Origin of the sequence: Kocuria rhizosphaerae (genome assembly GCF_044462265.1) — a bacterium.
Taxonomy (GTDB): Bacteria; Actinomycetota; Actinomycetes; order Actinomycetales; family Micrococcaceae; genus Kocuria; species Kocuria rhizosphaerae.
On sequence record NZ_JBISWL010000014.1, the window covers coordinates 11,463 to 35,393 of the forward strand.

The 23,931-nt window shown below is 73.4% G+C and carries 25 protein-coding genes; 14 read left to right on the top strand and 11 right to left on the bottom strand.

The annotated features are described in order from the left end of the window. Positions 1–275: 275 nt before the first annotated feature. Positions 276–1,910: a DEAD/DEAH box helicase gene (locus ACH9EU_RS01335; RefSeq protein ID WP_396412128.1), complete on the top strand. Its 1,635-nt coding sequence runs from the start codon at positions 276–278 to the stop codon at positions 1,908–1,910. Continuing rightward, positions 1,907–2,764 carry a DNA methyltransferase gene (locus ACH9EU_RS01340; protein ID WP_396412129.1) on the top strand — a complete coding sequence of 286 codons (858 nt, stop codon included), beginning with the start codon at positions 1,907–1,909 and terminating at the stop codon, positions 2,762–2,764. The genes ACH9EU_RS01335 and ACH9EU_RS01340 overlap by 4 nt, the downstream gene beginning before the upstream one ends. 112 nt (positions 2,765–2,876) lie before the next feature. On the opposite strand, the gene ACH9EU_RS01345 is transcribed toward ACH9EU_RS01340, so the two are convergent. The 3 genes from ACH9EU_RS01345 to ACH9EU_RS01355 form a co-directional block, all read right to left on the bottom strand. After that, the gene (locus tag ACH9EU_RS01345; protein ID WP_396412130.1) at positions 2,877–3,008 is read right to left on the bottom strand and encodes a putative transporter small subunit; all 132 of its coding nucleotides are present in this window, start codon (positions 3,006–3,008) and stop codon (positions 2,877–2,879) included. Between the two features lie 33 nt (positions 3,009–3,041). Further along, a complete protein-coding gene (locus ACH9EU_RS01350; protein ID WP_396412131.1) occupies positions 3,042–4,748 on the bottom strand; it encodes a sodium:solute symporter family transporter in 1,707 nt (568 codons plus the stop codon). A 241-nt stretch (positions 4,749–4,989) separates the two neighbouring features. Beyond that, on the bottom strand, positions 4,990–5,841 hold the full coding sequence (locus ACH9EU_RS01355) for a PHP domain-containing protein (RefSeq protein ID WP_396412132.1): 852 nt from the start codon (positions 5,839–5,841) through the stop codon (positions 4,990–4,992). 89 nt (positions 5,842–5,930) lie between these two features. Between ACH9EU_RS01355 and ACH9EU_RS01360 the strand changes: the two genes are divergently transcribed. Next, the gene (locus ACH9EU_RS01360; RefSeq protein WP_396412133.1) at positions 5,931–7,505 is read left to right on the top strand and encodes an aminopeptidase P N-terminal domain-containing protein; all 1,575 of its coding nucleotides are present in this window, start codon (positions 5,931–5,933) and stop codon (positions 7,503–7,505) included. A gap of 149 nt (positions 7,506–7,654) precedes the next feature. On the opposite strand, the gene ACH9EU_RS01365 is transcribed toward ACH9EU_RS01360, so the two are convergent. After that, a complete protein-coding gene (locus tag ACH9EU_RS01365; protein WP_396412134.1) occupies positions 7,655–8,632 on the bottom strand; it encodes a general stress protein in 978 nt (325 codons plus the stop codon). Positions 8,633–8,713: 81 nt separating this feature from the next. On the opposite strand from ACH9EU_RS01365, the gene ACH9EU_RS01370 reads away from it, so the two are divergent. From ACH9EU_RS01370 to ACH9EU_RS01380, 3 genes are read left to right on the top strand one after another with little or no spacing between them, the layout of a single operon-like run. Next, positions 8,714–10,015: a magnesium transporter MgtE N-terminal domain-containing protein gene (locus tag ACH9EU_RS01370; protein ID WP_396412135.1), complete on the top strand. Its 1,302-nt coding sequence runs from the start codon at positions 8,714–8,716 to the stop codon at positions 10,013–10,015. Then, a complete protein-coding gene (locus ACH9EU_RS01375; protein ID WP_396412136.1) occupies positions 10,008–10,625 on the top strand; it encodes a DUF1003 domain-containing protein in 618 nt (205 codons plus the stop codon). The genes ACH9EU_RS01370 and ACH9EU_RS01375 overlap by 8 nt, the downstream gene beginning before the upstream one ends. Next, positions 10,618–11,805: a P-loop NTPase gene (locus ACH9EU_RS01380; RefSeq protein ID WP_396412137.1), complete on the top strand. Its 1,188-nt coding sequence runs from the start codon at positions 10,618–10,620 to the stop codon at positions 11,803–11,805. The genes ACH9EU_RS01375 and ACH9EU_RS01380 overlap by 8 nt, the downstream gene beginning before the upstream one ends. A 61-nt stretch (positions 11,806–11,866) precedes the next feature. On the opposite strand, the gene ACH9EU_RS01385 is transcribed toward ACH9EU_RS01380, so the two are convergent. After that, on the bottom strand, positions 11,867–12,208 hold the full coding sequence (locus ACH9EU_RS01385; protein ID WP_396412138.1) for a Sec-independent protein translocase TatB: 342 nt from the start codon (positions 12,206–12,208) through the stop codon (positions 11,867–11,869). Between the two features lie 37 nt (positions 12,209–12,245). Continuing rightward, positions 12,246–12,902: a hypothetical protein gene (locus ACH9EU_RS01390; RefSeq protein WP_396412139.1), complete on the bottom strand. Its 657-nt coding sequence runs from the start codon at positions 12,900–12,902 to the stop codon at positions 12,246–12,248. Positions 12,903–13,196: 294 nt separating this feature from the next. Between ACH9EU_RS01390 and ACH9EU_RS01395 the strand changes: the two genes are divergently transcribed. Continuing rightward, complete coding sequence (locus ACH9EU_RS01395) at positions 13,197–13,829, top strand: class I SAM-dependent methyltransferase (RefSeq protein WP_396412140.1); 633 nt, start codon at positions 13,197–13,199, stop codon at positions 13,827–13,829. Between the two features lie 100 nt (positions 13,830–13,929). Here ACH9EU_RS01395 and ACH9EU_RS01400 read toward each other — a convergent pair whose 3' ends face one another. The 3 genes from ACH9EU_RS01400 to ACH9EU_RS01410 form a co-directional block, all read right to left on the bottom strand. Further along, positions 13,930–14,097, bottom strand: a complete 168-nt coding sequence (locus ACH9EU_RS01400) for a DUF3117 domain-containing protein (RefSeq protein WP_396412141.1) — start codon at positions 14,095–14,097, stop codon at positions 13,930–13,932. Between the two features lie 113 nt (positions 14,098–14,210). Further along, positions 14,211–15,446, bottom strand: a complete 1,236-nt coding sequence (locus ACH9EU_RS01405; protein ID WP_396412142.1) for a hypothetical protein — start codon at positions 15,444–15,446, stop codon at positions 14,211–14,213. After that, positions 15,443–15,748 (bottom strand): DivIVA domain-containing protein, encoded by a 306-nt coding sequence (locus ACH9EU_RS01410; RefSeq protein WP_396412143.1) that lies wholly within the window; start codon positions 15,746–15,748, stop codon positions 15,443–15,445. Before ACH9EU_RS01410 ends, ACH9EU_RS01405 begins: the two co-directional genes overlap by 4 nt. A 123-nt stretch (positions 15,749–15,871) precedes the next feature. Here ACH9EU_RS01410 and ACH9EU_RS01415 point away from each other — a divergent pair, with 123 nt between their 5' ends. From ACH9EU_RS01415 to ACH9EU_RS01430, 4 genes are all read left to right on the top strand, one after another. Beyond that, on the top strand, positions 15,872–16,663 hold the full coding sequence (locus tag ACH9EU_RS01415) for an ATP-binding cassette domain-containing protein (RefSeq protein ID WP_396412144.1): 792 nt from the start codon (positions 15,872–15,874) through the stop codon (positions 16,661–16,663). Positions 16,664–16,718: 55 nt separating this feature from the next. After that, positions 16,719–17,573 carry a glutamate ABC transporter substrate-binding protein gene (locus ACH9EU_RS01420; RefSeq protein WP_396412145.1) on the top strand — a complete coding sequence of 285 codons (855 nt, stop codon included), beginning with the start codon at positions 16,719–16,721 and terminating at the stop codon, positions 17,571–17,573. A 134-nt stretch (positions 17,574–17,707) separates the two neighbouring features. Then, positions 17,708–18,397: an ABC transporter permease subunit gene (locus ACH9EU_RS01425; protein WP_396412146.1), complete on the top strand. Its 690-nt coding sequence runs from the start codon at positions 17,708–17,710 to the stop codon at positions 18,395–18,397. Next, a complete protein-coding gene (locus tag ACH9EU_RS01430) occupies positions 18,397–19,275 on the top strand; it encodes an ABC transporter permease subunit (RefSeq protein ID WP_396412147.1) in 879 nt (292 codons plus the stop codon). Before ACH9EU_RS01425 ends, ACH9EU_RS01430 begins: the two co-directional genes overlap by 1 nt. 3 nt (positions 19,276–19,278) lie before the next feature. Here the strand turns inward: ACH9EU_RS01430 and dapE are convergent, their stop codons facing one another. Next, entirely contained in the window at positions 19,279–20,382 is a 1,104-nt protein-coding gene (gene dapE / locus ACH9EU_RS01435; protein ID WP_396412148.1) for a succinyl-diaminopimelate desuccinylase, read from the bottom strand. A gap of 44 nt (positions 20,383–20,426) precedes the next feature. Here dapE and dapD point away from each other — a divergent pair, with 44 nt between their 5' ends. From dapD to galE, 3 genes are all read left to right on the top strand, one after another. Then, on the top strand, positions 20,427–21,392 hold the full coding sequence (dapD, locus tag ACH9EU_RS01440; RefSeq protein WP_396412149.1) for a 2,3,4,5-tetrahydropyridine-2,6-dicarboxylate N-succinyltransferase: 966 nt from the start codon (positions 20,427–20,429) through the stop codon (positions 21,390–21,392). 105 nt (positions 21,393–21,497) lie between these two features. Then, positions 21,498–22,421 (top strand): hypothetical protein, encoded by a 924-nt coding sequence (locus ACH9EU_RS01445; RefSeq protein WP_396412150.1) that lies wholly within the window; start codon positions 21,498–21,500, stop codon positions 22,419–22,421. 34 nt (positions 22,422–22,455) lie between these two features. Beyond that, a complete protein-coding gene (gene galE / locus ACH9EU_RS01450) occupies positions 22,456–23,472 on the top strand; it encodes a UDP-glucose 4-epimerase GalE (protein ID WP_396412151.1) in 1,017 nt (338 codons plus the stop codon). Between the two features lie 60 nt (positions 23,473–23,532). Here galE and ACH9EU_RS01455 read toward each other — a convergent pair whose 3' ends face one another. Next, positions 23,533–23,898 carry an A1S_2505 family phage non-structural protein gene (locus ACH9EU_RS01455; protein WP_396412152.1) on the bottom strand — a complete coding sequence of 122 codons (366 nt, stop codon included), beginning with the start codon at positions 23,896–23,898 and terminating at the stop codon, positions 23,533–23,535. Between the last annotated feature and the right edge of the window lie 33 nt (positions 23,899–23,931).

Here is a 23,931-nt window from a genome sequence, read left to right on the forward strand (position 1 = left end):
CGCGGTCGTCGGGCTACACTGTTAAGCGCACTGGATGACCGGTCGTCACGACGAACGACAGACACCTTCCCGCCCCCGCTCCCGGCGGCAGCGCCCCGCACGGCGGCCTCCCCGGGACCGGATCCGGGCACCACGATCCCGTGGCGCGCCCGGCGGGGGCGGCGCACGCCCACGATCGGCTTCCACCCACCGCACGCCCCTGCGCCGACACCCGGCCCCGGAGGCCGGCCCCAGGCCCCTCCCGGAGCGGACGTGCCCGATCGAAGGAACCGACCGTGACCGAGCACATCACCGAGCACATCACCGACGCCGCACCCCTGGACGAGACCCCCGAACTGGTCGTGGAGACCTCCGAGCACCCCGAGCCGCTGCCCGAGGGCTTCGCCGACTTCGGCGTGCGCCAGGACATCGTGGACTCCCTCGCCGCCGAGGGCATCGTCCACCCCTTCCCCATTCAGGCCATGACCCTGCCCGTGGCCCTGTCCGGCCAGGACATCATCGGCCAGGCCAAGACCGGCACCGGCAAGACCCTGGGCTTCGGCATCCCCGTGATCCAGCGCGTCGTGGGCCGCGGCGACGCCGGGTGGGACCGGCTGAAGCGGCCGGGGGCCCCGCAGGCGCTGATCGTGGTGCCCACCCGCGAGCTGGCCGTCCAGGTCGGTCAGGACCTGACCACCGCGGCGCGCACCCGCGACGCCCGCGTGGCCACGATCTACGGCGGGCGCGCCTACGAGCCCCAGATCGAGGAGCTGCAGCGTGGCGTCGAGGTCGTCGTCGGCACGCCCGGGCGGCTCATCGACCTCAACCGGCAGCGCCACCTGGACCTCTCGGCGGTGCGCGCGGTGGTCCTGGACGAGGCCGACGAGATGCTCGACCTCGGGTTCCTGCCCGACGTCGAGAAGCTCCTCGCCGCCGTGCCGGAGGTCCGCCAGACCATGCTGTTCTCCGCCACGATGCCCGGCCCCGTGGTGTCCATGGCCCGGCGGTACATGACCAAGCCCATGCACATCCGGGCCGCCGCGCCGGACGAGGGGGCCACCAAGAAGGACATCCGCCAGGTCGTCTACCGCGCTCACCACCTCGACAAGGACGAGGTCGTGGCGCGGATCCTCCAGGCCGAGGGCCGGGGGCGCACGATCGTGTTCACCAAGACCAAGCGGGCCGCCGCCAAGCTCGCCGACGAGCTCATCGGCCGCGGCTTCGCGGCCGCGCCCCTGCACGGCGACCTCGGCCAGGGCGCGCGCGAGCAGGCCCTGCGCGCGTTCCGCCACAACAAGGTCGACGTGCTGGTGGCCACGGACGTCGCCGCACGCGGGATCGACGTCGAGGACGTCACCCACGTCATCAACTTCCAGTGCCCGGAGGACGAGAAGACCTACCTGCACCGCACGGGACGCACGGGCCGGGCCGGCAACAAGGGCACGGCCGTGACCTTCGTGGACTGGGACGACGTCCCGCGCTGGCGGCTCATCGACAAGGCGCTCGAGCTGGGGATCCCCGAGCCGCGGGAGACCTACTCCTCCTCCGAGCACCTCTACGAGGACCTCGGCATCCCCCGCGGCACCAAGGGCCGCCTGCCCCGCGCCAAGCGCACCCACGCGGGGCTCGACGCCGAGGTCCTCGAGGACCTCGGCGAGCCGGGCGGGCGCAGGAGCGGCCCGCGCGGCGGCGGCCGGTCCCGTGAGCGCGGCGAGTCCCGCGGTGGCTCCCGTGAGGGCCGCCGCGAGGGGCGCGGGGAGGCCCGCAAGGATCCCGCGCCGCGCGAGGAGGACCGGGAGCGGCCGCGCGAGAAGGCCCGGGAGACCTCGGTCGAGCGCACCGAGGAGGGCACGACCCGTCGTCGCCGGCGCCGTCGAGGCGGCAAGGGCGGCGAGGCACGGCAGGCGCAGAGCGGCTCCGCCGCCGAGTGAAGCCCTTCGCGTTCGACCCGGAGGGAGCCGACGCGGTGGTCGCGGGGGAGAACCTGGAGCTCCTCCGGCGGCTGCCCGACGGCGCCTTCCGCATGGTCTACGTGGACCCCCCGTTCAACACCGGGCGCACGCAGCGGCGCCGGGAGTCATCCGTCACCCCGGCCGCGCCGGGCGAGGGCGGGCGGACCGGGTTCGCGGGCCGGTCATACCGGACGGTGCTGGGCGCGCTGCGCAGCTACGACGACGCGTTCGGCGACTACTGGGGGTTCCTGGAACCCCGGCTGCGCGAGGCCTGGCGGGTGCTGGCCGACGACGGGACCCTGTACCTGCACCTGGACTACCGGGAGGTGCACTACGCGAAGGTCATGCTGGACGTCATCTTCGGCCGGGAGTGCTTCCTCAACGAGATCATCTGGGCCTACGACTACGGCGGGCGATCCCGGCGCCGGTGGCCCGCGAAGCACGACAACGTCCTGGTCTACGTCAAGGACCCGGCCCGGTACCTGTTCGACAGCGCCGAGGTGGACCGGGAGCCGTACATGGCCCCGGGACTCGTGACGCCCGAGAAGGCGGAGCTCGGCAAGCTGCCCACGGACGTGTGGTGGCACACCATCGTCTCCCCCACGGGCCGGGAGAAGACGGGATACCCCACCCAGAAGCCGGTGGGCCTCGTGCGGCGCATGGTCGCGGCCAGCTCGGCCCGCGGGGACTGGGTGCTCGACTTCTTCGCCGGCTCGGGCACGCTCGGGGCGGCCGCCCACCAGCTGGGCCGCCGCTTCGTGTGCGTGGACAGCAATCCCGAGGCCGTCGAGGTGATGCGGGCCCGTCTGCCGCACGCCGTCGTGCGCTGTTGAGCCGCACCGCCGACGACGGGAACCCGGACCGCCGCGGTCCGGGTTCCCTGCGTGGCGTCCGTCGTTGCGTCGGTCGTGACGCCGGTCGTGACGGACTGGGGTGGGCGGCCGCTCAGACGAGCTCGCGGCCCTCCCGCCTGGCCTGGGCGCCGTCCCGGAGGAAGGCGCGGGTGATGACGGCCAAGGTTCCGGCCACGAGGACGGGCCAGAGCAGGACGTAGATCGTCAGGAGGATCGGGGTCACGGGAATCCTTTCGAGTGCGTCGTCGGTGGTCGGTCAGCGCTCGTCGCGGCCGGCGGCGCGGGCGAGGTCGTCCCGCACCGGGTCCGGCTCCGGGCCGGTCTCCGCGGTGAAGTCGCCGGTGCGCCGGCGGATCTCGGCGAAGTCGAAGTCCGTGGTGCTGCGCACGGACATCGCCCAGCACACCACGGTGCTGACCGCGTAGGCGACCAGCGAGCCGGTGAGGGCCTCGTAGTCGCGGAGGAAGCCGAGGACGAACGGTGCGGCGGCGAGGGCGGACAGGGCCCCGACGACCAGGGCGGGGCGGGTCCCGGCGAAGCCGAAGACCATGAGCCCGAGCACCACGCCCACGCCGAGGACCGCGAGGAGCTCGGCGAGCAGCGGCAGCGGTCCGGTGTCGGGAACGGCGCCGAAGCGCACGGGCAGGAACGCGGCGAGCGCCGCGAGCACGGAGACGGTGAACGCCGCGTTGGTGACCTTGACCCAGTAGAAGCTGGCGATCACCGGGAAGACCAGGGCGCCCCACAGCGCTCCCACGAAGACGAGCAGGTCGAGGATGCTCAGCTGGAGGCTCGCGAGGACCACGGCGGTCGCCGTGGCCAGGACCATGGTGAGCCGCCCCACGAGCAGCATCGTCCGGGGGTCGGCCGCCCGGCCCGACCGGCGCACGCCCCGCCCGTACACGTCCGCCATCGCGATGGAGGACAGCGCGGAGAGGTCGGAGTCCGCCGTGGAGGACAGCGACCCGATGATCATGACGAAGAACACCGCCAGCAGCACGCCGGGCAGGTGTCCCGCGGCGATCTGCGGCAGGAGGTTGTTGGGGTCTCCCCCGGCCGGCTCGATCCCCGCGTAGAGGGCGAGGACGCCGATCATGCCGATGCCGATGATCGTGGCGCCGTAGCCGACCGTGGCGGTGATGAACGTGGGCTTGATGAGGTCCTCGCGCACCGCGAAGAGACGCTGCGCGATGGTCTGGTTGCCGATGGCGTAGGCGAGGACCGCGGCGATGTAGGGGGCGCCCTGGTTGAGGAAGGCCTCCGAGGAGAAGAAGTCGCCCTGCTGCGGGGTGAGGTTCCGCGCGCCCTCGGCGAACAGCGCCGGACCGCCCAGGGAGAAGAAGAGGGCCGGGAGGATGAGCACCACGGCGCCCAGCATGGCGACCACCTGGGCGAAGTCCGTGAGCACGGAGGCGCGGAACCCGGACCACAGGGTGTAGAGCAGCACGCCGGCGGCGATGCAGAGCACGCCCTGGACGAAGCCGAAGGGCGAGAGCATCGAGATGAGCGCCCCGCCGGCGATGAGGTTGGACATGAGGCTGATGACGCTGCCCACCACGTTGGAGCCGGCCAGCATGAGCTGGCTCGACCGCCCGTGCCGGGCGTGCATGACCTCGGCGAGGGTGTGGGCCCGGGGAGCGACCTTCCGGATCCGGCGGCCGAACGGGTAGATGAACAGGATCATCAGCGCGCCCCAGAGGCCGTAGTGGATCGGCCCCGAGATCCCGTAGGTGTAGCCGGACGTCACGGAGGCGTACATCGAGGACGCCCAGATCCACGTCGCGGTCATCGACGCCGCGGAGATGCCGAACCCGACGCCGTGTCCGGCGTTCATGTAGCTGTCGGCGTTCTCCTGCCTGTGACCGATGCGGGCGGACATGAGAAAGGTCCCCCCGTAGAAGAGCACGAGGAGACCGAGGGTGATGAACAGGCCGAAGGGTGTTGCCGGGTCGGCAGGCGGCATGCGGGTCCTTTCGTCGGGCGGAGGGGCGCACGGGGGCGCTCACCGCGAGGTGGGAGGGAGCGGCCGCAGGGCGGGACACGCGAGCATTGACGTGTCACGCAAGGGAGCCTCATCGACCGTAGCACAGCGCTTTCCAGCACCACCGAGCGAACCCAGCGGAGAATCCTGCACAAAGCGCGTGATCGATAGGCAGAGCGTGGACGGGCGGGTGAGGGATCTCACCCGTGCCCGGGCCGGCGGCTCAGGGGTGGCGGACCGTCGTGGAGGACGTCGCCTGCTCCTCGATCCGCACGAGGGACTGCACGGACGTCAGGTTCTCCCCCAGCCGGTTGGGCTTTCCGGTCCCGTGGTAGTCGCTCGAGCCGGTGACGAGGAGGTCGTGCTCGGAGGCCATGCGCACGAGACGGGCCCGGGCGTCGTCGGGGTTGTCCCGGTGGGCGACCTCGAGCCCCGCCAGGCCGGCGTCGATCATGGCCTCGAAGACCTCGGGGCCGACCACGCGGCCGCGGGCCGCGGCGAGCGGGTGCGCGAACACGGGCACGCCCCCCGCGGCGCGCACCAGGCGCACCGCGAGCACGGGGTCCGGGGCGTAGTGGGGCACGTAGTAGCGGGAGCGGCTGTGCAGCACCGAGGTGAAGGCCTCGGTGCGGTCCCCGACGATCCCGGCGCTGACGAGGGCGTCGGCGATGTGCGGACGGCCCACGGTCGCGTCCCCCCGGACGTGGTCCCGGACCACGTCCCAGTCGATGGGGTAGTCCTCGGACAGCAGCTCCACCATGCGCTCCGCCCTGGTGAGCCGCGAGCACCGCGAGGCCTCGATCTCGGCGCGCAGGGCCGGCTCGTCGGGGTCGTGGAGATAGCTCAGCAGGTGCACCGAGATCCCGTCCTCGGTGGTGCAGGAGATCTCCATGCCCGGCACGAAGGCGACCCCGAGGGAGACCGCGGCGTCCCCCGCGGCCCGCCACCCTGACGTCGTGTCGTGGTCGGTGAGGGCGAAGACGTCGAGTCCGGCCGCGTGCACCGCACGCGCGACGTCGGCCGGGCTCTCCGTGCCGTCGGAGTCGGCCGAGTGGGTGTGCAGGTCGATCTTCACCCCTCCACGATACCGGTCCGGACCGGGGCGGCCGGCAGGCTCCCGTGGCACGATGAGACGGACGGCACGAGAACACCAGGAAAGGAACCATGACCGAGCACAGCAGCACACCCCAGGACGCCGGCCAGCCGCTCGAGGAACGCGTGGAGAACCGCTCGCAGCGCTCCGACTCCCCCGCCTTCCAGCAGTTCATGGCCGCGCAGTGGGCGCGACCGGAGACTCCGGAGGCGGAGCGTGTGCCGGTGGCGGACTTCGCGGCCCAGCGCCGGAAGCGGATCTCCGAACGGTTCCCCGGCGAGCGCCTCGTCCTGCCCGCGGGGCCGCCGAAGGTGCGGTCCAACGACACCGACTACCGCTTCCGCCCCCACTCCGCCTTCGCGCACCTGACCGGTCTGGGCGTCGACCACGAGCCCGACGCGGTCCTGGTGCTCGAGCCCGTCGAGGAGGGACAGGGCGACGACGGCGGCCACCACGAGGCCACCCTGTACTTCCACCCGATGGCCGGTCGGGAGACCCGGGAGTTCTACGCCGACACGAAGAACGGGGAGTTCTGGGTCGGGCCCCGTCCGACCCTCGAGGAGCTCGGCACGGCCTACGGGCTGCGCACCCGGGACCTGGGCGCCCTCGAGGACGCGATCACGAAGAACGCCGGCCCCACGGCCCTGGGCGGGCTGCGGGTCCGTCTCGTGCGCGGGGTCGACCTCGACGTCGAGGCGCTGGTCGACACGTCGCGGATCAACACCGGCGTGGACCTCGAGGCCTCGGACGCCCTCGACGGCGGGCTCGCCGAGGCGCTCGCCGAGGTGCGGCTGGTCAAGGACGCCCACGAGGTGGAGCAGCTGCGCCACGCCGTGGAGGCGACCATCGCCGGGTTCACCGACATCGTGCACGTGCTCCCGGCCGCCGCCGGACACCGCCACCGCGGGGAGCGGATGGTCGAGGGCGCCTTCTTCGCCCGTGCCCGCACGGACGGCAACGACCTCGGCTACGACACCATCGCGGCCTGCGGCAACAACGCCACGGTCCTGCACTGGATCCGCAACACCGGACGCGTGATCCCCGGCGAGCTGATCCTCGTGGACGCCGGGGTCGAGGCCGACTCCCTGTACACCGCTGACATCACCCGCACGCTGCCCGTCAACGGTCGCTACACGGAGGTCCAGCGCAGGATCTACGAGGCCGTCCTGGACGCCGCCGACGCCGCCTTCGACGCCGCCGTGCCCGGCAACCGCTTCCGGGACGTGCACGCCGCGGCGATGGAGGTGCTGGCCCGCCGGCTGGAGAGCTGGGGGCTGCTGCCCGTGCCGGCCGAGGTCTCGCTCTCCGCGGAGGGGCAGCACCACCGGCGCTGGATGCCGCACGGCACCAGCCACCACCTGGGCCTGGACGTGCACGACTGCGCCCAGGCCAAGCGCGAACTGTACGTGGACGGGGTCATCGAGCCCGGCATGGTGTTCACCATCGAGCCCGGCCTGTACTTCAAGGCGGAGGATCTCGCCGTCCCCGAGGAGTACCGCGGGATCGGCGTACGGATCGAGGACGACGTCCTCATCACGGAGGAGGGCAACGTCAACCTGTCCTCCGGGCTGCCCCGCACCCCCGACGAGGTCGAGGCGTGGATGACCGGTCTCTGGCACGCCCGGGAGGGCGTCGCCCCCAGCTGAGCCCCGGCCGCGCCATCCGCGCGCCACCGCGCCCCGGGCGCGCAGATCCGCGCGCGGGAGGTCCGCGGTGTCGGGGCCGGGAGCACCGCGACCGCGGGGGCGGGGCCCCGAACTCCGCCCCCGGGGGTTCCGCGCCCCGGGGCCGGCGGTCAGCGGGAGCCGCCCTCCGGGCCGTTCCCGCGGTCCGGCCCGCTCTCGTGGCCGGCGGAGCGCCGGGAGCGGCGGCGGTCCGGCCGCTCGTCCCCGGACCGCTCGCCCCGGGGTTCCCCGCCCTCGGGCCGCTCCCCTCCGGGCCGCTCCCCTCCGGGCAGGTCCCCGCCGGGAACCTGCCCGCCGGGCACCCGGATGCCGTACTGGGGCCTGCCGTCGGGCAGGTCCTCGAAGAGCGCCGAGCGCGTCGCCGGGGACTCCTCCGGCGGAGCCTGCGGCACACCGTGCTGCGGCGGCTCCTGGCCCGACGGGCCGCCGGCCGGACCGCCCGGCCCGGGGGCCGGCGCACCGTACCGGGGAGGCTCCTGGCCGGACGGGCCGCCGGGTGCGGACCCCTGCCACGGGCCGGGACGGCCGGGGTGCGGGGGGCCTTGGGCCGGGGGCCCCGGGACCGGGCCGGTGGGACGGCCCGGCACGGGGAGGCTGCGCAGCCCGTGCAGGCCCTGGAGGACCTGCCGGGCGCGGTGGGCGACCTCGGGCGCGGCGACCACGTCGTAGGAGGTGGCGACGATCTGGTTCGTGGAGGTGAAGTCGCGCTTGCCCCGCTGCATCGCGTAGGTGACGGTGGCCAGCAGCATCCAGAAGGCCCCGCCCAGCAGCACCGAGACCAGCAACGAGGAGACCCACTCCCCGCCGCCCAGCAGGGACAGGATCATCCCCAGGAACGCCCCGAAGACCATGCCGTTGAGAGCGCCCTGGCCGGCGACCTTCGGGTAGCTGAGCCGGCCGGTGACCTGCTCCACGGACTTCAGGTCGTTGCCCACGATGGCGATCCGGTCCACCTCGAACTGCTCGTCCGCGAGGTGGTCGACCGCCTTCTGCGCGTCGGCGTAGGTGGCGTAGCGCCCGATCACCTCCCCGCGGGGCAGGCCGCGGACGGCGGGACTGGCAGAGGGCAGGGACCGTGGCGAGCTCATGGTCCCATTCTCCCCCATCCCGCGCCCGCTCCCCGGCCACGGGCCCCGTCCCCGCGGGGAGCCGGTGGGTAGTCTTGTACGGTGAGCAGCAACATCGACAAGATCTTCATCGCGCGCCTGATCGGCCTCGACGTGTTCGACCCCCTGGGGGACCGTCTCGGCCGGCTGCGCGACGTCGTCGTGCTCATGCGCGGCAGCGCCCGGCACGGCAGCCCGTCCCAGCGCCCCCTCGTGGTGGGCCTCGTGGTCGAGGTGCTCGGCAAGAAGCGCGTGTTCGTGCCCATGACCCGGGTGACGAGCATCGACGCGGAGAAGATCATCAGCACGGGCCTGGTCAACCTGCGCCGGTTCGAGCAGCGCGGCGCCGAGACCCTCGTCGTCGCGGAGCTGCTCGACCGCACCGTGCATCTCCGCGACGGCTCCGGCTCGGCCACCGTCGAGGACATGGCCATGGAGCGCAAGCGCAACACCGGCGACTGGCTGATCACCCAGCTCTTCGTGCGGCGCACCGGCGCCGGCGGGGGGCTCATGCGCCGGCGCAACGAGACGCTGATCGTGGACTGGGAGGACGCCGGCGCGCCCTCCGCCGCGGGCCTCCAGCCGGCCACGCAGTGGGTCGCCTCCCACGAGGAGGAGCAGCCCGCCGACCTCGCCGACGAGATCCACGACATGTCCGCCAAGCGCATGCTCGAGATCGCCCACGAGCTGCAGGACGACCGGCTCGCCGACGTCCTGCAGGAGCTGCCGGAGGAGGACCAGGTCTACATCCTGACCAGCCTCGAGCGCGAGCGCGCGGCCACCGTCCTCGAGGAGATGGAGCCCGACGACGCGGCGGACCTGCTCAACGAGCTGCCCGACGCCGAGGCCGAGGAGCTGCTCGAGCTGATGCGCCCCGGCGACGCCGAGGACGTCCGCCGGCTCCTGGAGTACGAGGAGGGCACGGCCGGCTCGCTCATGACCCCGGTGCCCATCATCCTGCCGCCGGAGGCCACGGTGGCCGAGGCGCTCGCGCACATCCGGCAGGAGGAGCTCAGCCCCGCGGTCGCCGCGGCCGTGATCGTCTCGCGCCCGCCGCTGGAGACGCCCACGGGGAAGTACCTGGGCATGGTGCACACGCAGAAGCTGCTGCGGTACGCTCCGCCGGAGGCCATCGGCAATCTCATCGACCGCTCGCTGGAGCCGGTGTCCGACCTGGCCTCGGTGCAGGACGTGGCCCGTGAGCTCGCGACCTACGACCTCACGATCATCCCGGTGGTCAACGACCACGACCGGGTGGTCGGGGCGATCACGATCGACGACGTCCTGGACGCCCTGCTCCCCGAGGACTGGCGCACCGCCGACGACGGCACCCCGATCCGGAAGGTGGGCAAGAGATATGAGTGAGCGCGGCACCCGGCGAGCCCGCGTCAACACCCTCGACCAGCCCCGCGAGCACCGTCCCGGGCTGCTGGACCGCCTCCGGCCCAACCCGGACGCGTTCGGCAACTGGACGGAGGGCTTCGCCCGGTTCATGGGCACTCCGCAGTTCCTGTTCTGGATGACCGTGTTCGTGGCGGTGTGGCTGGGCTGGAACAGCCTGGCGCCGGAGGCGCTCCAGTTCGACTCCAAGGCCCTGAACTTCACCCTGCTCACGCTCATGCTCTCCCTGCAGGCCTCCTACGCGGCACCCCTGCTGCTGCTCGCGCAGAACCGGCAGGACGACCGGGACCGCGTGACCCAGGACGAGGACCGCCGCCGCGCCCAGCAGAACCTGGCGGACACCGAGTACCTCACCCGGGAGATCGCCTCGCTGCGGATCGCCCTGCGTGAGGTGGCCACCCGCGACTTCGTGCGCTCCGAGCTGCGCTCGGTGCTCGAGGAGATCGTGGAGGCCCAGGACGAGGGCACGGACCCGGCCGAGACCGGTCCGCCACCGCGCAGGACCCCCCGCCGGAGGGCCAGGTCCTCCGACCGCACCACCGCACCCGAGACCAGAGGTATCCCCCGTGTCTGACCCCCGTCCCGACGACGTCCTGGCCTCCGAGGACGTCCACCCGGCGCTGCGCGCCGCGCTCGACCGCGTGCTCGACCCGGAGCTGCGCCGGCCCGTGACCGAGCTCGGCATGATCCGCTCGGCCGTGCTCGACGACTCCGGGCACGCCGCCGTGCACGTGCTCCTGACCATCAGCGGGTGCCCTCTGCGCTCGACCATCGAGCGCGACGTCCACGAGGCCGTGACCACCGTGGACGGCGTGCGCTCCGTGGCCGTGGAGGTGGGCGTCATGACGGCGGAGCAGCGCACGGCCCTCAAGGCGCGGGTGGGGCACACCCGCACCGTGCCGTTCAACGACCCTGGCTCGCTGACCCGCGTGCACGCCGTGACGAGCGGAAAGGGAGGCGTCGGCAAGTCCACCGTCACGGTGAACCTCGCCGCGGCGCTGGCCGCCCGGGGCCGCTCCGTGGGCATCGTGGACGCGGACGTGCACGGCTTCTCGGTGCCCGGGCTGCTGGGCATCGACCGGGGGCCCACTCAGGTGGGGGACATGATCCTGCCCCCGGTCGTGGACGTCCCCGAGCACGCGCGCGAGGACACCGGCCGCGCCGGCGTGCTCAAGGTCATCTCGATCGGCATGTTCGTGGACCCGGACCAGCCCGTGGCCTGGCGCGGGCCGATGCTGCACCGCGCCGTCGAGCAGTTCCTGACCGACGTCCACTTCGGCGACCTGGACCACCTCTTCCTGGACCTCCCGCCGGGGACCGGGGACGTCGCGATCTCCGTGGCCCAGCTGTTGCCCTCCGCGGAGGTGCTCGTGGTCTCCACCCCCCAGCAGGCGGCCGTGGAGATCGCCGAGCGCTCGGGCGCGCTGGCCGTGCAGACGGGCCAGAGGGTGGCGGGGGTGGTCGAGAACATGGCGGGCATGCCCATGCCGGACGGCACCCTGCTCGAGCTCTTCGGCGCCGGCGGCGGCGCCCGGATCGCGGAGTCCCTGACCCGGCGGCTGGGCTACGACGTGCCGCTGCTCGGAGCCGTGCCCCTCGACGTCGCGCTGCGCGAGGGCGGGGACACGGGCCGGCCCGTCGTGTGGACCGCGCCGGACTCCCCCGCCGCGACGGCGCTGCGCTCGGTCGCCGACGCCCTGGGCTCCCGCCCGCTCGGGCTCGCCGGACGGCCGCTGGGCCTCGGCCCGCGCTGAGGACCGGCGCCGGGCCCCAGGTGGTCCCGCAGCGGGTGGTCCCGCGTCCGGTGGCCCCGCCTCAGGTGGCCTCGGGGTCGAAGGGGGCGCGCTCGCCCGGGGCGAGCCGGACCAGTGGCGTCGGGCGCGGGGGCGGCGGCGGCTCGTCGTCGTCCTCGAGCAGGGCCTGGCGCACGATGGTGCGGGGATCGTACTGGCGGGGGTCGAGCTTGCGCCAGTCGACGTCGGCCAGCTCCGGACCGAGGGTCTCCTTCAGCTCCGCGGTGGCGCCGGTCGCGTAGCGCTTGGCGGACTTGACGAGGTCCTTGAGCTTCTCGGCGTACTCGGGAAGACGCTCCGGCCCGATGATGAACAGGACCAGGAGCACCAGGATGATCGCTTCGCCGCCGTTGATGCCGAGCACAGTCGTCGATTTTAGCAGTCAGGGGTGCGGCGGCCGTTCAGCCGAAGATCTCCTGCAGGCCCACCACGACCGTCCGCGCGAGGCCCGGGTCCTCCGCCTCCGGCTCCTCGACACGGCCGCGGTCGTCGGCCACGACGAGGCTCACGGTGTGCGCCATCGCGGAGGGGCCGGTGTCCGCGCTGACGGTGTAGACCACGTCCTCGCCCACCAGCACCGCCCGCCACGGGGGGCCGTCGTCCACCCACAGGGGCACGCCCGCGACCGCGGACCGCTCGAGGCCCTCCGCGCTCACGGGCAGCCCCGTGATCCCGTCCATGGGGTTCTGCCGGTCCACCCGTCCGCGCTGCTCGACCACGACGACGTCGTGACCGCCGCGCTGGAGCCGGACCGAGACGATCGGATGCCCTGCCAGACTGCCGCGGGTCATCGAGACGACCCGGTAGCCGTCCGCGGCCAGCGTGGGCAGCGTCCACCCCTCGGCGCGCAGCCGCTCCGCGGAGCCCTCGTCCGCGTGCAGCACGCCGCCGGTCCCGTGCCACACGGAGACGGGCGCCCGCTCGCTCCCCGCTTCCGGCGCCGTGGCCACGACCGTGCGCCCCACCGCGTAGCCCGAGCCCAGGAGCAGCGTCAGCACGGCGCTGGCCGTGGCCGCGGCCAGCGGCACGGCTCGTCCGCGCGGGTGCGGGCGGGGCATCGCTCCTCCTCGTGCGTCGGGCCTCGTGCGGGACGGCGGCAGCGCGGTCAGCGGCGCAGCGCCCGGTTCCCGGCCGCGGGCCGCCCGGGCCGGCACGGGTTCCCTCCTCGCCCGGGGCCGCGGTCGCGTTGTCCCTCCCATGATCGGTGGGCAAGCTGGGCGCCGACTGGACAGCACCGGGGCGCAGCGCCCCACCCGGTAGGATGACGCGCGTCCCCCTGCGTGCGCGCGGCGGCACCACGCCGGCACGGGCCGGGGGCACTCCGGCACCACGACGGCGACGAAGGGCGGACCATGGGCGCGGACAAGACGACGAGCTGGTCGTACGCCGAGGCGTTCGCCGTGGAGGACGAGCTCGCCTACCGCGCCCGGGAACGGTCCCTCGCCCTGCGCATCCCCCCGGTCACCCCCGGGACGGCGGCCGCCCTGACCGTGCTGGCCGCGTCGGCGCGTCCCGCCACGGTCGTGGAGGTCGGCACGGGCGCGGGCGTGTCCGGGCTGGCCCTGCTCCGCGGGCTGCCGGCGACCTCCGTGCTCACGACCATCGACTCGGACATCCGGGCCCTGCGCGCGGCCCGGGACACGTTCCGCGAGGCGGGGGTGCCCACGAGCCGCACCCGCACGATCCCGGGCCGGGCCTCCCTCGTGATGCCGCGGCTCAGCGCCGGCGCCTACGACCTCGTGTTCCTCGACGCCGACACCGAGGGGACGCTGGACTACGCGGAGGAGGCGGTGCGGCTGCTGCGACCGGGCGGGATGCTCGTCGTCAACGACGCCCTGTACCAGGACAAGGCGGCCCAGCCGGCCAACCGCGAGGAGAACACCCGCACCATGCGAGCCGTCCACCGGCTGTTCCGCGAGGACGAGCGGTTCAGCACCGCACTGCTGCCCACGGGGTCCGGGATCCTGCTCGCGGTCCGCCGCTGACCGGGCGGGACCCCGCGGACGACACGCCGCGGACGACACCGGCCACGGCGAGGGGCCCGGCACCTGGTGCCGGGCCCCTCGCCGTCGTGCGGCGCCGGTGTCAGTCGGTCACACCCGCCAGGCACTCCTTGAGCTCCGCGGCCTCCGCCGGCTTGAGCTCCACCACGAGCCGCCCGCCGCCCTCGAGCGGCACGCGCATGATGAGGCTGCGCCCCTCCTTGGTGACCTCCATCGGTCCGTCACCGGTTCTCGGCTTCATGGCCGCCATGTGGGAACTCCTCTTCACTGTGTTGGTGTGGCTCCCATCCTATCCGAGCCGCCCCCGTGGACCCGGACGGCCGGTGCGTGCCAGCAGCGCGTCGGGAGGGTCCCGGAGCGGGCTCAGGGCGGGTGGTCGCCGCCGCCGGGCAGCTGCTTCCAGTGCCACAGCCAGCCCACCCACACCAGCTGGAGCACGGCGCCGGCGAGCAGGCAGGCCGTCCGGTAGGCGCGCGACTCCGAGACCGCCGCGAGCGGCAGCGCGAGCGGGAACATCGGCACCAGCAGCCGGAACGTGCTGGACTGCGGGTGCAGGAACAGCAGCAGGTACACCGCGTAGCAGGCCAGCCAGGTGCGCAGCAGGAGGTCCAGGCGCCGGCGCACCACTCCGCTCCCCAGCACGGCGACGCCCGCGGCCACCAGCAGGACGGGCGCCGCCGGGCCCACCACGGGGCCGAGGTAGCGGACCCCGGCGTCGAACCACGGCACCACGGGGAGGAGGGCCTCGCCGCGCCACGCCGTCTCGGTGTCGGTGTAGGCCGCCGGCTCCCCGGTGACCCACCAGGCGATCCCCGGCCACGCCAGGGCCGCGGCGCAGGAGAACAGTGCCAGGGCCAGGAGCCCGTCCGGCGCCTCGGCGGCCCTGCGGAGCTGCCCGGAGCGGCGACGCCGCACGGTGCGCACGAGCCAGGTGATGCCCAGCGCGGCCGCGAACGGCACGCCTGCCGGACGCGTGAGGCACATGACGAGCACGACCGGCGCCGCGGCCAGGTGGCGTCCGTCCGCCACGAGCAGCAGCGCCGCGGCCAGCAGCAGCAGGTGGAGGGACTCCGCATAGGGCACCTGCAGCACGGGCGCCACCGGGTTGAACGCGACGAGGGCCAGCGCCCACAGGGCCGTGGCCGGCGGCGCGAGCCGCAGGAACAACCGGTGCACCACCACGGCGGCGGCGGCTCCCGCGAGCAGGGACACGGTGGACGCCGTGACGTCCCATCCCGTGCCGGTCAGCGCCGTGACCCCGCGCACCAGCAGCGGGAACACGGGGTAGAACGCCCAGGCGTTCTCCTGCGCCCGGCCCGTGCCGTCGCGGGGCACCTCGGCCGGGTAGCCCTCGCGGGCGATCCGCTCGTACCAGTCCGAGTCCCAGATGCCGGTGAACGCGAAGTAGCCCAGGGCCCCGTCCCCCCACGGCCCCGGCCCCTGCTGCCGGCCCACGGTGGTGAACACGGCCCACCCCCACGCGCGGGACGCTGCCCAGATCAGCAGCGCCTGCGCCCACCCGGGGGACCCGGTCCACAGCACGGCCGCGCGCGACCACCAGGACGCGGCGGCCGCCCGGACGGCGGGGCCGCCGATCACGCCTCGGGCACCGCGGCCGGGGACCGCTCCTGCGGCGGCAGCTGCCGGGCGACGGCGGCGAGCACCGCCCGGACCTCCCCGCGGTCGTATCCCCGCCGGCGGACGTGGAAGGCGACGTCCTCGAGCTCCTCGGCCGTGAACCGCTCCGGAAGGAGCAGGGGGGCCGACGGCGCGGGCTCGACCTCGATCCCGTCGGCGGCGGGGGACGACCAGGCGGAGAGCCGGTCCCGGCCCAGCACGAGGACCGCCACGAGGGTCAGCAGCAGCACGAGCCCGGTCAGGACCACGAGGAGTTCGGTCATGGACCCAGGCTAGGCGGCCCGCGCCGCCCGGCCGCCCGAAACATTCGTACGGAAGGGTACGAAATCGACCTGATTGCCACGTGTTGCATCTCACAACGGGACTTTCTGGGATATGTTCGCGGTATGTCACACGCCACTCCACCGGCGGCCGCGCCGGCCTCCTCGGGGCCGGGGACGACCGAAGCCCTGGTCCGCCTCTCGCACGTCGACAAGCACTTCGGGGACCTCCACGTGCTGCGGGACATCAACATGGAGGTCAGGCGCGGGGAGGTCGTCGTCGTGATCGGCCCGTCGGGCTCGGGCAAGTCGACCCTGTGCCGGGCCATCAACCGGCTGGAGACCATCGACAGCGGCGAGATCCTCATCGACGGCAAGGAGCTGCCCGCGGAGGGCAAGGCCCTCGCGAGGCTGCGCGCGGACGTGGGCATGGTCTTCCAGTCCTTCAACCTCTTCGCCCACAAGTCCGTCCTGCAGAACGTGACCCTCGGCCCCGTGAAGGTCCGCGGGAAATCACCCGCCGAGGCCAAGACCCAGGCGATGGAGCTGCTCACCCGGGTCGGGGTCGACAACCAGGCCTCGAAGCTGCCCGCCCAGCTCTCCGGCGGGCAGCAGCAGCGCGTGGCCATCGCCCGGGCACTGGCCATGGAGCCGAAGGTCATGCTCTTCGACGAGCCGACCTCGGCCCTCGACCCCGAGATGATCAACGAGGTGCTCGACACCATGGTCGCCCTGGCGAAGCAGGGCATGACGATGATCGTGGTCACGCACGAGATGGGCTTCGCCCGCAAGGCCGCCGACCGCGTCGTCTTCATGGCCGACGGCATGATCGTGGAGGAGAACACCCCCGAGGAGTTCTTCACGAACCCCCGCTCCGAGCGGGCCCAGGACTTCCTCGGCAAGATCCTCGGCCACTGACCGTCCACCCGACCCCCCGACCGGAAGCCACTTCCTCGAGAACAAGGAGCACACCATGCGCAGCAGCAAGCCCCTCGGACTGGCCGCGATGGCCGCGACCGCGGCCCTGACCCTCACCGCGTGCGGAGGCGGGGACGACGGCGGCGGCGGAGGCGACGGCGGCGGCGGCGGCTCGGAGGAATCGGTCCGGATCGGGATCAAGTACGACCAGCCGGGTCTCGGCTTCAGGGACGGCAGCGAGTACACGGGCTTCGACGTCGACGTCGCCAAGTACGTGGCCGGTGAGCTGGGCTACACCGAGGACCAGATCGAGTGGGTCGAGTCCCCGTCGGCCAACCGCGAGAACATGCTCGCGAACGACCAGGTCGACATGATCTTCGCCACCTACTCCATCACCGAGGAACGGGACCAGACGGTCGACTTCGCGGGCCCGTACTTCATCGCCGGCCAGGACCTCCTCGTCCGCGCCGACGACGACAGCATCCAGGGTCCGGCCGACCTCGACGGCAAGAACCTGTGCTCGGTCACCGGGTCGACCTCCGCGGTGAACGTCCAGGAGGAGGTGCCCGGCGTGAACCTCGTGGAGCAGGGCGGCTACGCCGAGTGCGTGACCTTCCTGGAGTCCGGCCAGGTCGACGCCGTCACCACCGACGACATCATCCTCGCCGGCCTCGCCTCGACCGAGGCCAACCAGGGCAAGTTCAAGGTCGTGGGCAACACCTTCTCCGAGGAGCGCTACGGAGTGGGTCTCCCGCAGGGCTCGGACCAGTGCGAGGCGGTCAACGAGGCCATCAACAAGATGATCGAGGACGGCGCCTGGGAGGAGGCCGTGGCCACCCACACCGAGGGCGCGGACTACCAGTACAACGAGGAGCTCAACCCGCCGGAGACCGAGCCCTGCGGCGAGTGACGACGGGCGCGTGAGCGCCCCGTGGCCGGCCGGGAGCCGGCCGGCCACGGGGCGGCGTCCGCGCAGCACGACTACCGCCCCACGACGAAGGACCTTGCCGTGATCCAGGACCAGCCCCCGCTCCGGGAGCTCCCGTGAACGACTACCTCAGCGATTTCGCGAGCCTGTTCGAGCAGTACGACGTGTTCGCCGCCTTCTGGGTCAACATCCAGCTGACCTTCTTCGCGGCGATCGGCTCGATGGTCATCGGCTCACTGATCGCCCTCATGCGCATCTCCCCGGTCGCGTCGTTGCGCCTCCTGGGCACCGGGTACGTGAACCTGTTCCGGAACACCCCGCTGACCATCATCCTCGTCTTCCTGGTCCTGGGCGTGTGGAGCCAGCTCGGGCTCTCCCTCTCCGGCGACTTCAACCGCAACTTCTTCAACTGGGCCGTCGTGGGCCTGAGCCTCTACCACGCGGCCTTCGTGTGCGAGGCCATCCGTTCCGGGGTCAACACCGTCCCCGTCGGCCAGGCCGAGGCCGCCCGGGCCATCGGCCTGAGCTTCGTGCCCGCGGCCCGGCTGGTGATCTTCCCCCAGGCCCTGCGCGGGGCGATCACCCCGCTGGGCAACACCCTGATCGCCCTGATCAAGAACTCGACGGTGGCCGCGGCCGCGTCCGTCAGCAACGAGGTCTCCTCCCTCATGAAGACCATGATCGAGTTCCGGCCCGACGTGATGATCGCGATCTTCCTCGTGGTGGCCATCGGCTTCGTGATCCTCGTGGTGCCGGTGGGCGTGCTGACCACGTGGGCCTCCCGAAAGCTGGCGGTGAAGCGCTGATGGCCTCCTCGAACTCCCACAACGTCCTCTTCGACGTCCAGGGGCCCCGCTCCCGGCGGCTCTTCATGATCCTCAACGTGGTGGGCGTGCTGCTCGTGCTCGCCCTCGCCTGGGTGGTGCTGGGCAAGCTCGCCGACCAGGGCCAGCTCGAGGCCTCGAAGTGGACCGCACTGTTCACGGCCCGCACCTGGGAGAACTTCCTGCTGCCGGGCCTGTGGCAGACCATCCGGGCGGCCCTGCTGGCCGTGCTGCTCTCGATCGTCTTCGGCCTGGTCTTCGGGCTGGGCCGGCTCTCCCAGCTGGCCCCGGTGCGCGCCGTCTCGACCCTCGTCGTGGAGTTCTTCCGGGCCGTTCCCGTCCTGGTGATGATGATCTTCTTCTACCTGGGTCTCGGACGGACCGGACTCGTCGAGCCCGCCAACGCCCCGTTCTGGGCCGTGGTCCTCGGGCTGATGTTCTACAACGGCTCGGTCATCGCCGAGCTCATCCGCTCGGGCGTCCACCAGCTGCCCAAGGGCCAGCGGGAGGCGGCACTGGTCATCGGGCTCACCCCGTCCCGCTCCCTGCGGATGATCGAGCTGCCGCAGGCGCTGACGGCCATGCTGCCGTCGATGGTGAGCCAGTTCGTGGTCATCCTCAAGGACACCGCGCTGGGCTACATCATCACCTACCCGGAGCTGCTCGCGAGCGCCCGCCGGCTGGGCGCCGGGGACGGCAACATCCTGCAGACGCTGCTGCTGGCCGCCCTGGTGTTCGTGCTCATCAACTACCTGCTGACCGCGGTCGCCGCCTGGCTGGCCCGGTTCCTCAGCTTCCGGACCGCGGGCCGGGCGCAGCCGGCGGAGGGGCCCCTCGCCGCCGAGGAGACCAAGGTCTGACCCTCAGTCGGTGAGCCAGGCGGCGAGCGCGCGGTAGCACGCGCGGACGGCGTCGGCGCTGACGTGCTCGTCGTCGGTGTGCGCCAGCAGGGCGTCGCCGGGACCGAAGTTCACGGCGGGCACCCCCATCTCGGAGAACCGGGCCACGTCGGTCCAGCCGTACTTCGGCTTCGGCTCCTGGCCCACGGCGGCCACGAAGGCGGCCGCGGCCGGGCGGTCCAGGCCCGGCCGGGCCGCCGGGGACAGGTCGGTGAGCTCCAGCTCGTGGCCGGGGAAGATCTCCCGCACGTGGTCGAGGGCCTCCTCGGGCGTCCTGTCCGGGGCGAAGCGGTAGTTGATCTCCACGCTCGCCTCGTCCGGGACGACGTTGCCCGCCACCCCGCCCCGGATCCGGATCGCGTTGAGCCCCTCCCGGTACTCCAGCCCCTCGACGGCGACGGTGCGCGGCTCGTAGGCCGCCAGCCGGGCCAGGACGTCGGCCTGCTTGTGGATGGCGTTCTCGCCGATCCACGACCGGCCCGAGTGCGCGGCCCGGCCCCGGGTCGTGATCCGGAACCGCATCGTGCCGTTGCACCCGCCCTCCACCGTGCCGTCGGTGGGTTCGAGCAGCACCGCGAAGTCGGCCTCGAGCAGATGCGGGGCGTTGCGGCGGAGCCGGCCGAGGCCGCTGGCCGAGGCCTCGACCTCCTCGTGGTCGTAGAAGACGTACGTCACGTCGCGGCGGGGCTCCTGCAGGGCCGCGGCCAGCGCGAGCTGGACGGCCACGCCGCCCTTCATGTCGGTGGCCCCGCGCCCGTACAGCACGCGGCGGCCGTCCTCCTCCGACCACGAGGACGGGACCGTGCCCCGGGCCCCCGGGGTGCTCGGCAGGGGCACCGTGTCGAGGTGGCCCGCGAGCACGACCCGCTCCGCGCGGCCGAGCCCGGTGCGCGCCACGACCGCGTCGCCGTCCCGGTGCACCGTCAGGTGGGGCAGCCGCCGGAGCGCGGCCTCGACGGCGTCGGCGAGTGGGCCCTCCCGGCCCGAGACCGACTCCAGGTCGATCAGGGCGGCCGTGAGATCGGCGGGGTCCGCGGCGAGGTCGAGTGCAGTCATGGCTGCCAGCATAGCGACGGGCCCGGGCGCGGCGCCCGGTGCCGGCGGCCCCTAGGATGGAGGCCATGACTGCATCCACCCCTCGCCCCGCCTCCGGTCTCGGCCTGGCCACCGTCGTGGCCTCGGGCCCCAAGGAAGGAACCGTCCTCGACGTCTGGTACCCGGCCCCGTCCCTCTCGGACGCGGTCGACACCTCCCTCGAGGCGGACCTGCGGCTGGCGGCCACCACCGACCCCGACCGCAACACCCGCCACGAGATCGTCGAGACGGTCGCCGACCTCGACGCCCCGCCCGCCGACGCCGCCGACGCCTACCTCCGGCTGCACCTGCTCTCGCACCGCCTGGTGCGCCCCAACACCGTGAACCTCGACGGGATCTTCGGGCTGCTCGCCAACGTCGCCTGGACCGACCGGGGCCCCGTGCTCGCGGAGGAGCTGACCGGTGCGCTGCTCCGGCTGAGGGCCACGGCCGGGCACGTGACCGTGCACAGCGTCGACAAGTTCCCGCGCATGGTCGACTACGTGGTCCCCCCCGGGGTGCGGATCGGCGACGCCGGACGGATCCGCCTGGGCGCCCACCTGGCCGAGGGCACCACGGTGATGCACGAGGGCTTCGTGAACTTCAACGCCGGGACCCTGGGCCAGTCGATGGTCGAGGGCCGGATCAGCGCCGGCGTCGTCGTCGGCGACGCGACCGACATCGGGGGCGGCGCCTCGATCATGGGCACCCTCTCCGGCGGCGGCAAGGAGCGCATCACCGTGGGCGAGCGCGTGCTGCTCGGCGCGAACTCGGGCGTGGGCATCTCCCTGGGGGACGACTGCGTCGTCGAGGCCGGCCTCTACGTCACGGCCGGCACCCGCGTGAGCGTGCACGCCGACGGCGAGCACTCCACCGCCAAGGCCTCGGAGCTCTCCGGCGTGCCCAACCTGCTGTTCCGCCGCAACTCCCTCACCGGCGCGGTCGAGGTGCTCCCCCGCGCCGGCGGGACCGTGGAGCTCAACGCGGCGCTGCACGCCAACTGAGCGCCGCGGGCCCGGCCCGCACAGTCCCGGTCCCGGCGCCCACGTCCGCCGGGACCGGGGCGCGCCGGTCCCGTCCTCCTCCCACCCCCGCGTCCAGGAGTGCCCGTGTCCTCCCACTCCGCCGGCCGCCGCTCCCGGGCGGTCCGCCTGTCGCTGTTCGTCGTGCTGCTCGCCTGCGCCGTGCTGGCCGCGGGGGTGCTGGTGGCCGTCGAGCTGCGCGCCGGCCACCCCTCGGCCGGGGAACCCCGCTGCGTGGCGACCGTCACCGGCGACGACGGCCGGCGCACCCGGCACACCCTGTCCGCGGAGCAGACGGACAACGCCGCCGTGGTCGCGGCGGAGGCCGTGGAGCGCGGCGCGGACCCGGAGACCGCGGTCGTGGCGCTGGCCACCGCGATGCAGGAGTCGAAGCTGGTGAACATCGACTACGGGGACCGGGACTCCGTGGGCCTGTTCCAGCAGCGTCCCTCCCAGGGCTGGGGCACGGTCGAGCAGATCATGGATCCCGCCTACGCGACCGACGTCTTCTACGACCGGCTCACCGAGATCGACCTCGGGTCGCTGTCCGTCACCGAGGCGGCCCAGGCCGTGCAGCGCTCCGCCCACCCGGAGGCGTACGCGAAGCACGAGCCCCTGGCCCGGGCCTTCGCCGGAAGCCTCACGGGCCGCACGGAGGCGACGCTCAACTGCGTGCTGGCCGACCCCGGGGCTCCGGGCGACGCGTCCCGGGCGGCGGACGCCCTGGGCGCCGCCTTCGGACCCGCGGCGCCGTCGGCCCGGGCGGAGGGCGACCGGCTCGTGGTGCCCGCCCCGGACGGGAGCACCGGCTGGGCCGTGGCGCACTGGGTGGTCGCCCGCGCCGCGGAGCTGGGCGTCACGGAGGTCTCCTTCGACGGCCGCACCTGGGTGCGGGTGGACCAGCGGACCAACCGCTTCGCCCCCGCCCCCGGGTGGGTGGACAGCGCCGTGGCTCACCCGGGGGCCGCCCCTCCGGCCGGCGACGTCGTGGTGGTCCTCGCGAGCCCCTGACCGGCTCCCGCGCGGCGGCCGATACGCTGGGACCATGAAGACTCTCGTGACCGGCGGAACCGGATACATCGGCTCGCACACCGTCCTCGCCCTCCTCGAGGCGGGCCACGACGTCGTCGTGATGGACAACCTCGCCAACTCCTCCAGGACCTCCCTGGAGCGCGTCGAGGAGCTCGCGGGCCGGCCCGTGGCGGCGTTCGCCGAGCTCGACCTCCTGGACCCCGCCGGGCTCGACGCGCTGTTCGCCGAGCACCGCCCGGACGCGGTGGTCCACTTCGCGGGGCTGAAGGCCGTGGGCGAGTCGGCGGAGCAGCCGTTGCACTACTACACCACCAACGTGGCCGGCACCCTGAACCTGCTCCACGCCATGGCGGCCCGCGGCTGCCGTTCCCTCGTCTTCTCGTCGTCCGCCACGGTCTACGGCGCGCCCGAGGAGATGCCGCTGACGGAGAAGCAGCCCATGGACGCGCAGAACCCCTACGGGCGGACCAAGGAGCACATCGAGGACATGCTCGTGGACCTCGCCGCCTCCGACCCCTCCTGGAACATCGCCCTGCTGCGCTACTTCAACCCGGTGGGCGCCCACGAGTCCGGCCGGATCGGCGAGGACCCCACGGGGGTGCCCAACAACCTCCTGCCGTTCATCGCGCAGGTGGCCGTGGGGCGGCGGGAGAAGCTGCGGGTCTTCGGGGACGACTACCCCACCGCCGACGGCACGGGAGTGCGCGACTACATCCACGTGGTCGACCTCGCCGACGGCCACCTGAAGGCCCTCGACCACGTCGTCGCGCACGGCGGGGTGCACACCTGGAACCTGGGCACCGGGAAGGGCTACTCCGTGCTGGAGGTGCACGCCGCCTTCGAGCGTGCCTCGGGGCGCAGCGTCCCCTACGAGGTCGTGGCCCGCCGTCCCGGCGACGCCGCGGTCTCCTACGCCGACCCCGCCAAGGCCCTCGCGGACCTCGGCTGGTCCGGCGAGCGGGACATCGACACGATGTGCCGCGACCACTGGAACTGGCAGCGGAACAACCCGCAGGGCTACCGGTCCTGACGGCCCGGCCCGGGGATCACCGGTCCCGGGGTCACCGGCCCGGGGGTCGACGGGACTCCCTCACCAGCCCGGGGGCCTGACCACGTTCGCCGGCGCGTCGGCGAACAGTGCGGCCACGCGGCGCTCGTCGTGACCGGCGATGCCGGTGCCCACGCGGGTGAGCCAGAACGTGAGCTCAGGGTGCCGGCGCGCGAAGTCGACGAAGGCCGAGGCCTCCCGCTCCAGGGCGGCGAAGCCGCTCATGGTGTCGATCGCGTAGGCCCGGCCCTGGAGTCCGTGCCCCTGGCCCATCACGGCGCCGAAGCGCTCGACGGCGGTGCGTGCCGCACCGGCCCCGTGCGCGCCCTGTGCGTTGGACCCGAAGACGAAGACCTCGTCCGGGCCCAGCTCGGTGATCCTGTCGGGGGTGGAACGCTGCTCGCTCATGGCCCTCACGCTACCGCCGCGACGGCGGACGGG

Coding starts and splice junctions, on each gene's coding strand:
- ACH9EU_RS01350 (WP_396412131.1), bottom strand. CDS start 4,748: ATGCCGCCTGCCGACCCGGCAACACCCTTCGGCCTGTTCATCACCCTC.
- ACH9EU_RS01360 (WP_396412133.1), top strand. CDS start 5,931: ATGACCGAGCACAGCAGCACACCCCAGGACGCCGGCCAGCCGCTCGAG.
- ACH9EU_RS01365 (WP_396412134.1), bottom strand. CDS start 8,632: ATGAGCTCGCCACGGTCCCTGCCCTCTGCCAGTCCCGCCGTCCGCGGC.
- ACH9EU_RS01375 (WP_396412136.1), top strand. CDS start 10,008: ATGAGTGAGCGCGGCACCCGGCGAGCCCGCGTCAACACCCTCGACCAG.
- ACH9EU_RS01390 (WP_396412139.1), bottom strand. CDS start 12,902: ATGCCCCGCCCGCACCCGCGCGGACGAGCCGTGCCGCTGGCCGCGGCC.
- ACH9EU_RS01395 (WP_396412140.1), top strand. CDS start 13,197: ATGGGCGCGGACAAGACGACGAGCTGGTCGTACGCCGAGGCGTTCGCC.
- ACH9EU_RS01400 (WP_396412141.1), bottom strand. CDS start 14,097: ATGGCGGCCATGAAGCCGAGAACCGGTGACGGACCGATGGAGGTCACC.
- ACH9EU_RS01410 (WP_396412143.1), bottom strand. CDS start 15,748: ATGACCGAACTCCTCGTGGTCCTGACCGGGCTCGTGCTGCTGCTGACC.
- ACH9EU_RS01415 (WP_396412144.1), top strand. CDS start 15,872: ATGTCACACGCCACTCCACCGGCGGCCGCGCCGGCCTCCTCGGGGCCG.
- ACH9EU_RS01420 (WP_396412145.1), top strand. CDS start 16,719: ATGCGCAGCAGCAAGCCCCTCGGACTGGCCGCGATGGCCGCGACCGCG.
- ACH9EU_RS01430 (WP_396412147.1), top strand. CDS start 18,397: ATGGCCTCCTCGAACTCCCACAACGTCCTCTTCGACGTCCAGGGGCCC.
- dapE (WP_396412148.1), bottom strand. CDS start 20,382: ATGCTGGCAGCCATGACTGCACTCGACCTCGCCGCGGACCCCGCCGAT.
- dapD (WP_396412149.1), top strand. CDS start 20,427: ATGGAGGCCATGACTGCATCCACCCCTCGCCCCGCCTCCGGTCTCGGC.
- galE (WP_396412151.1), top strand. CDS start 22,456: ATGAAGACTCTCGTGACCGGCGGAACCGGATACATCGGCTCGCACACC.
- ACH9EU_RS01455 (WP_396412152.1), bottom strand. CDS start 23,898: ATGAGCGAGCAGCGTTCCACCCCCGACAGGATCACCGAGCTGGGCCCG.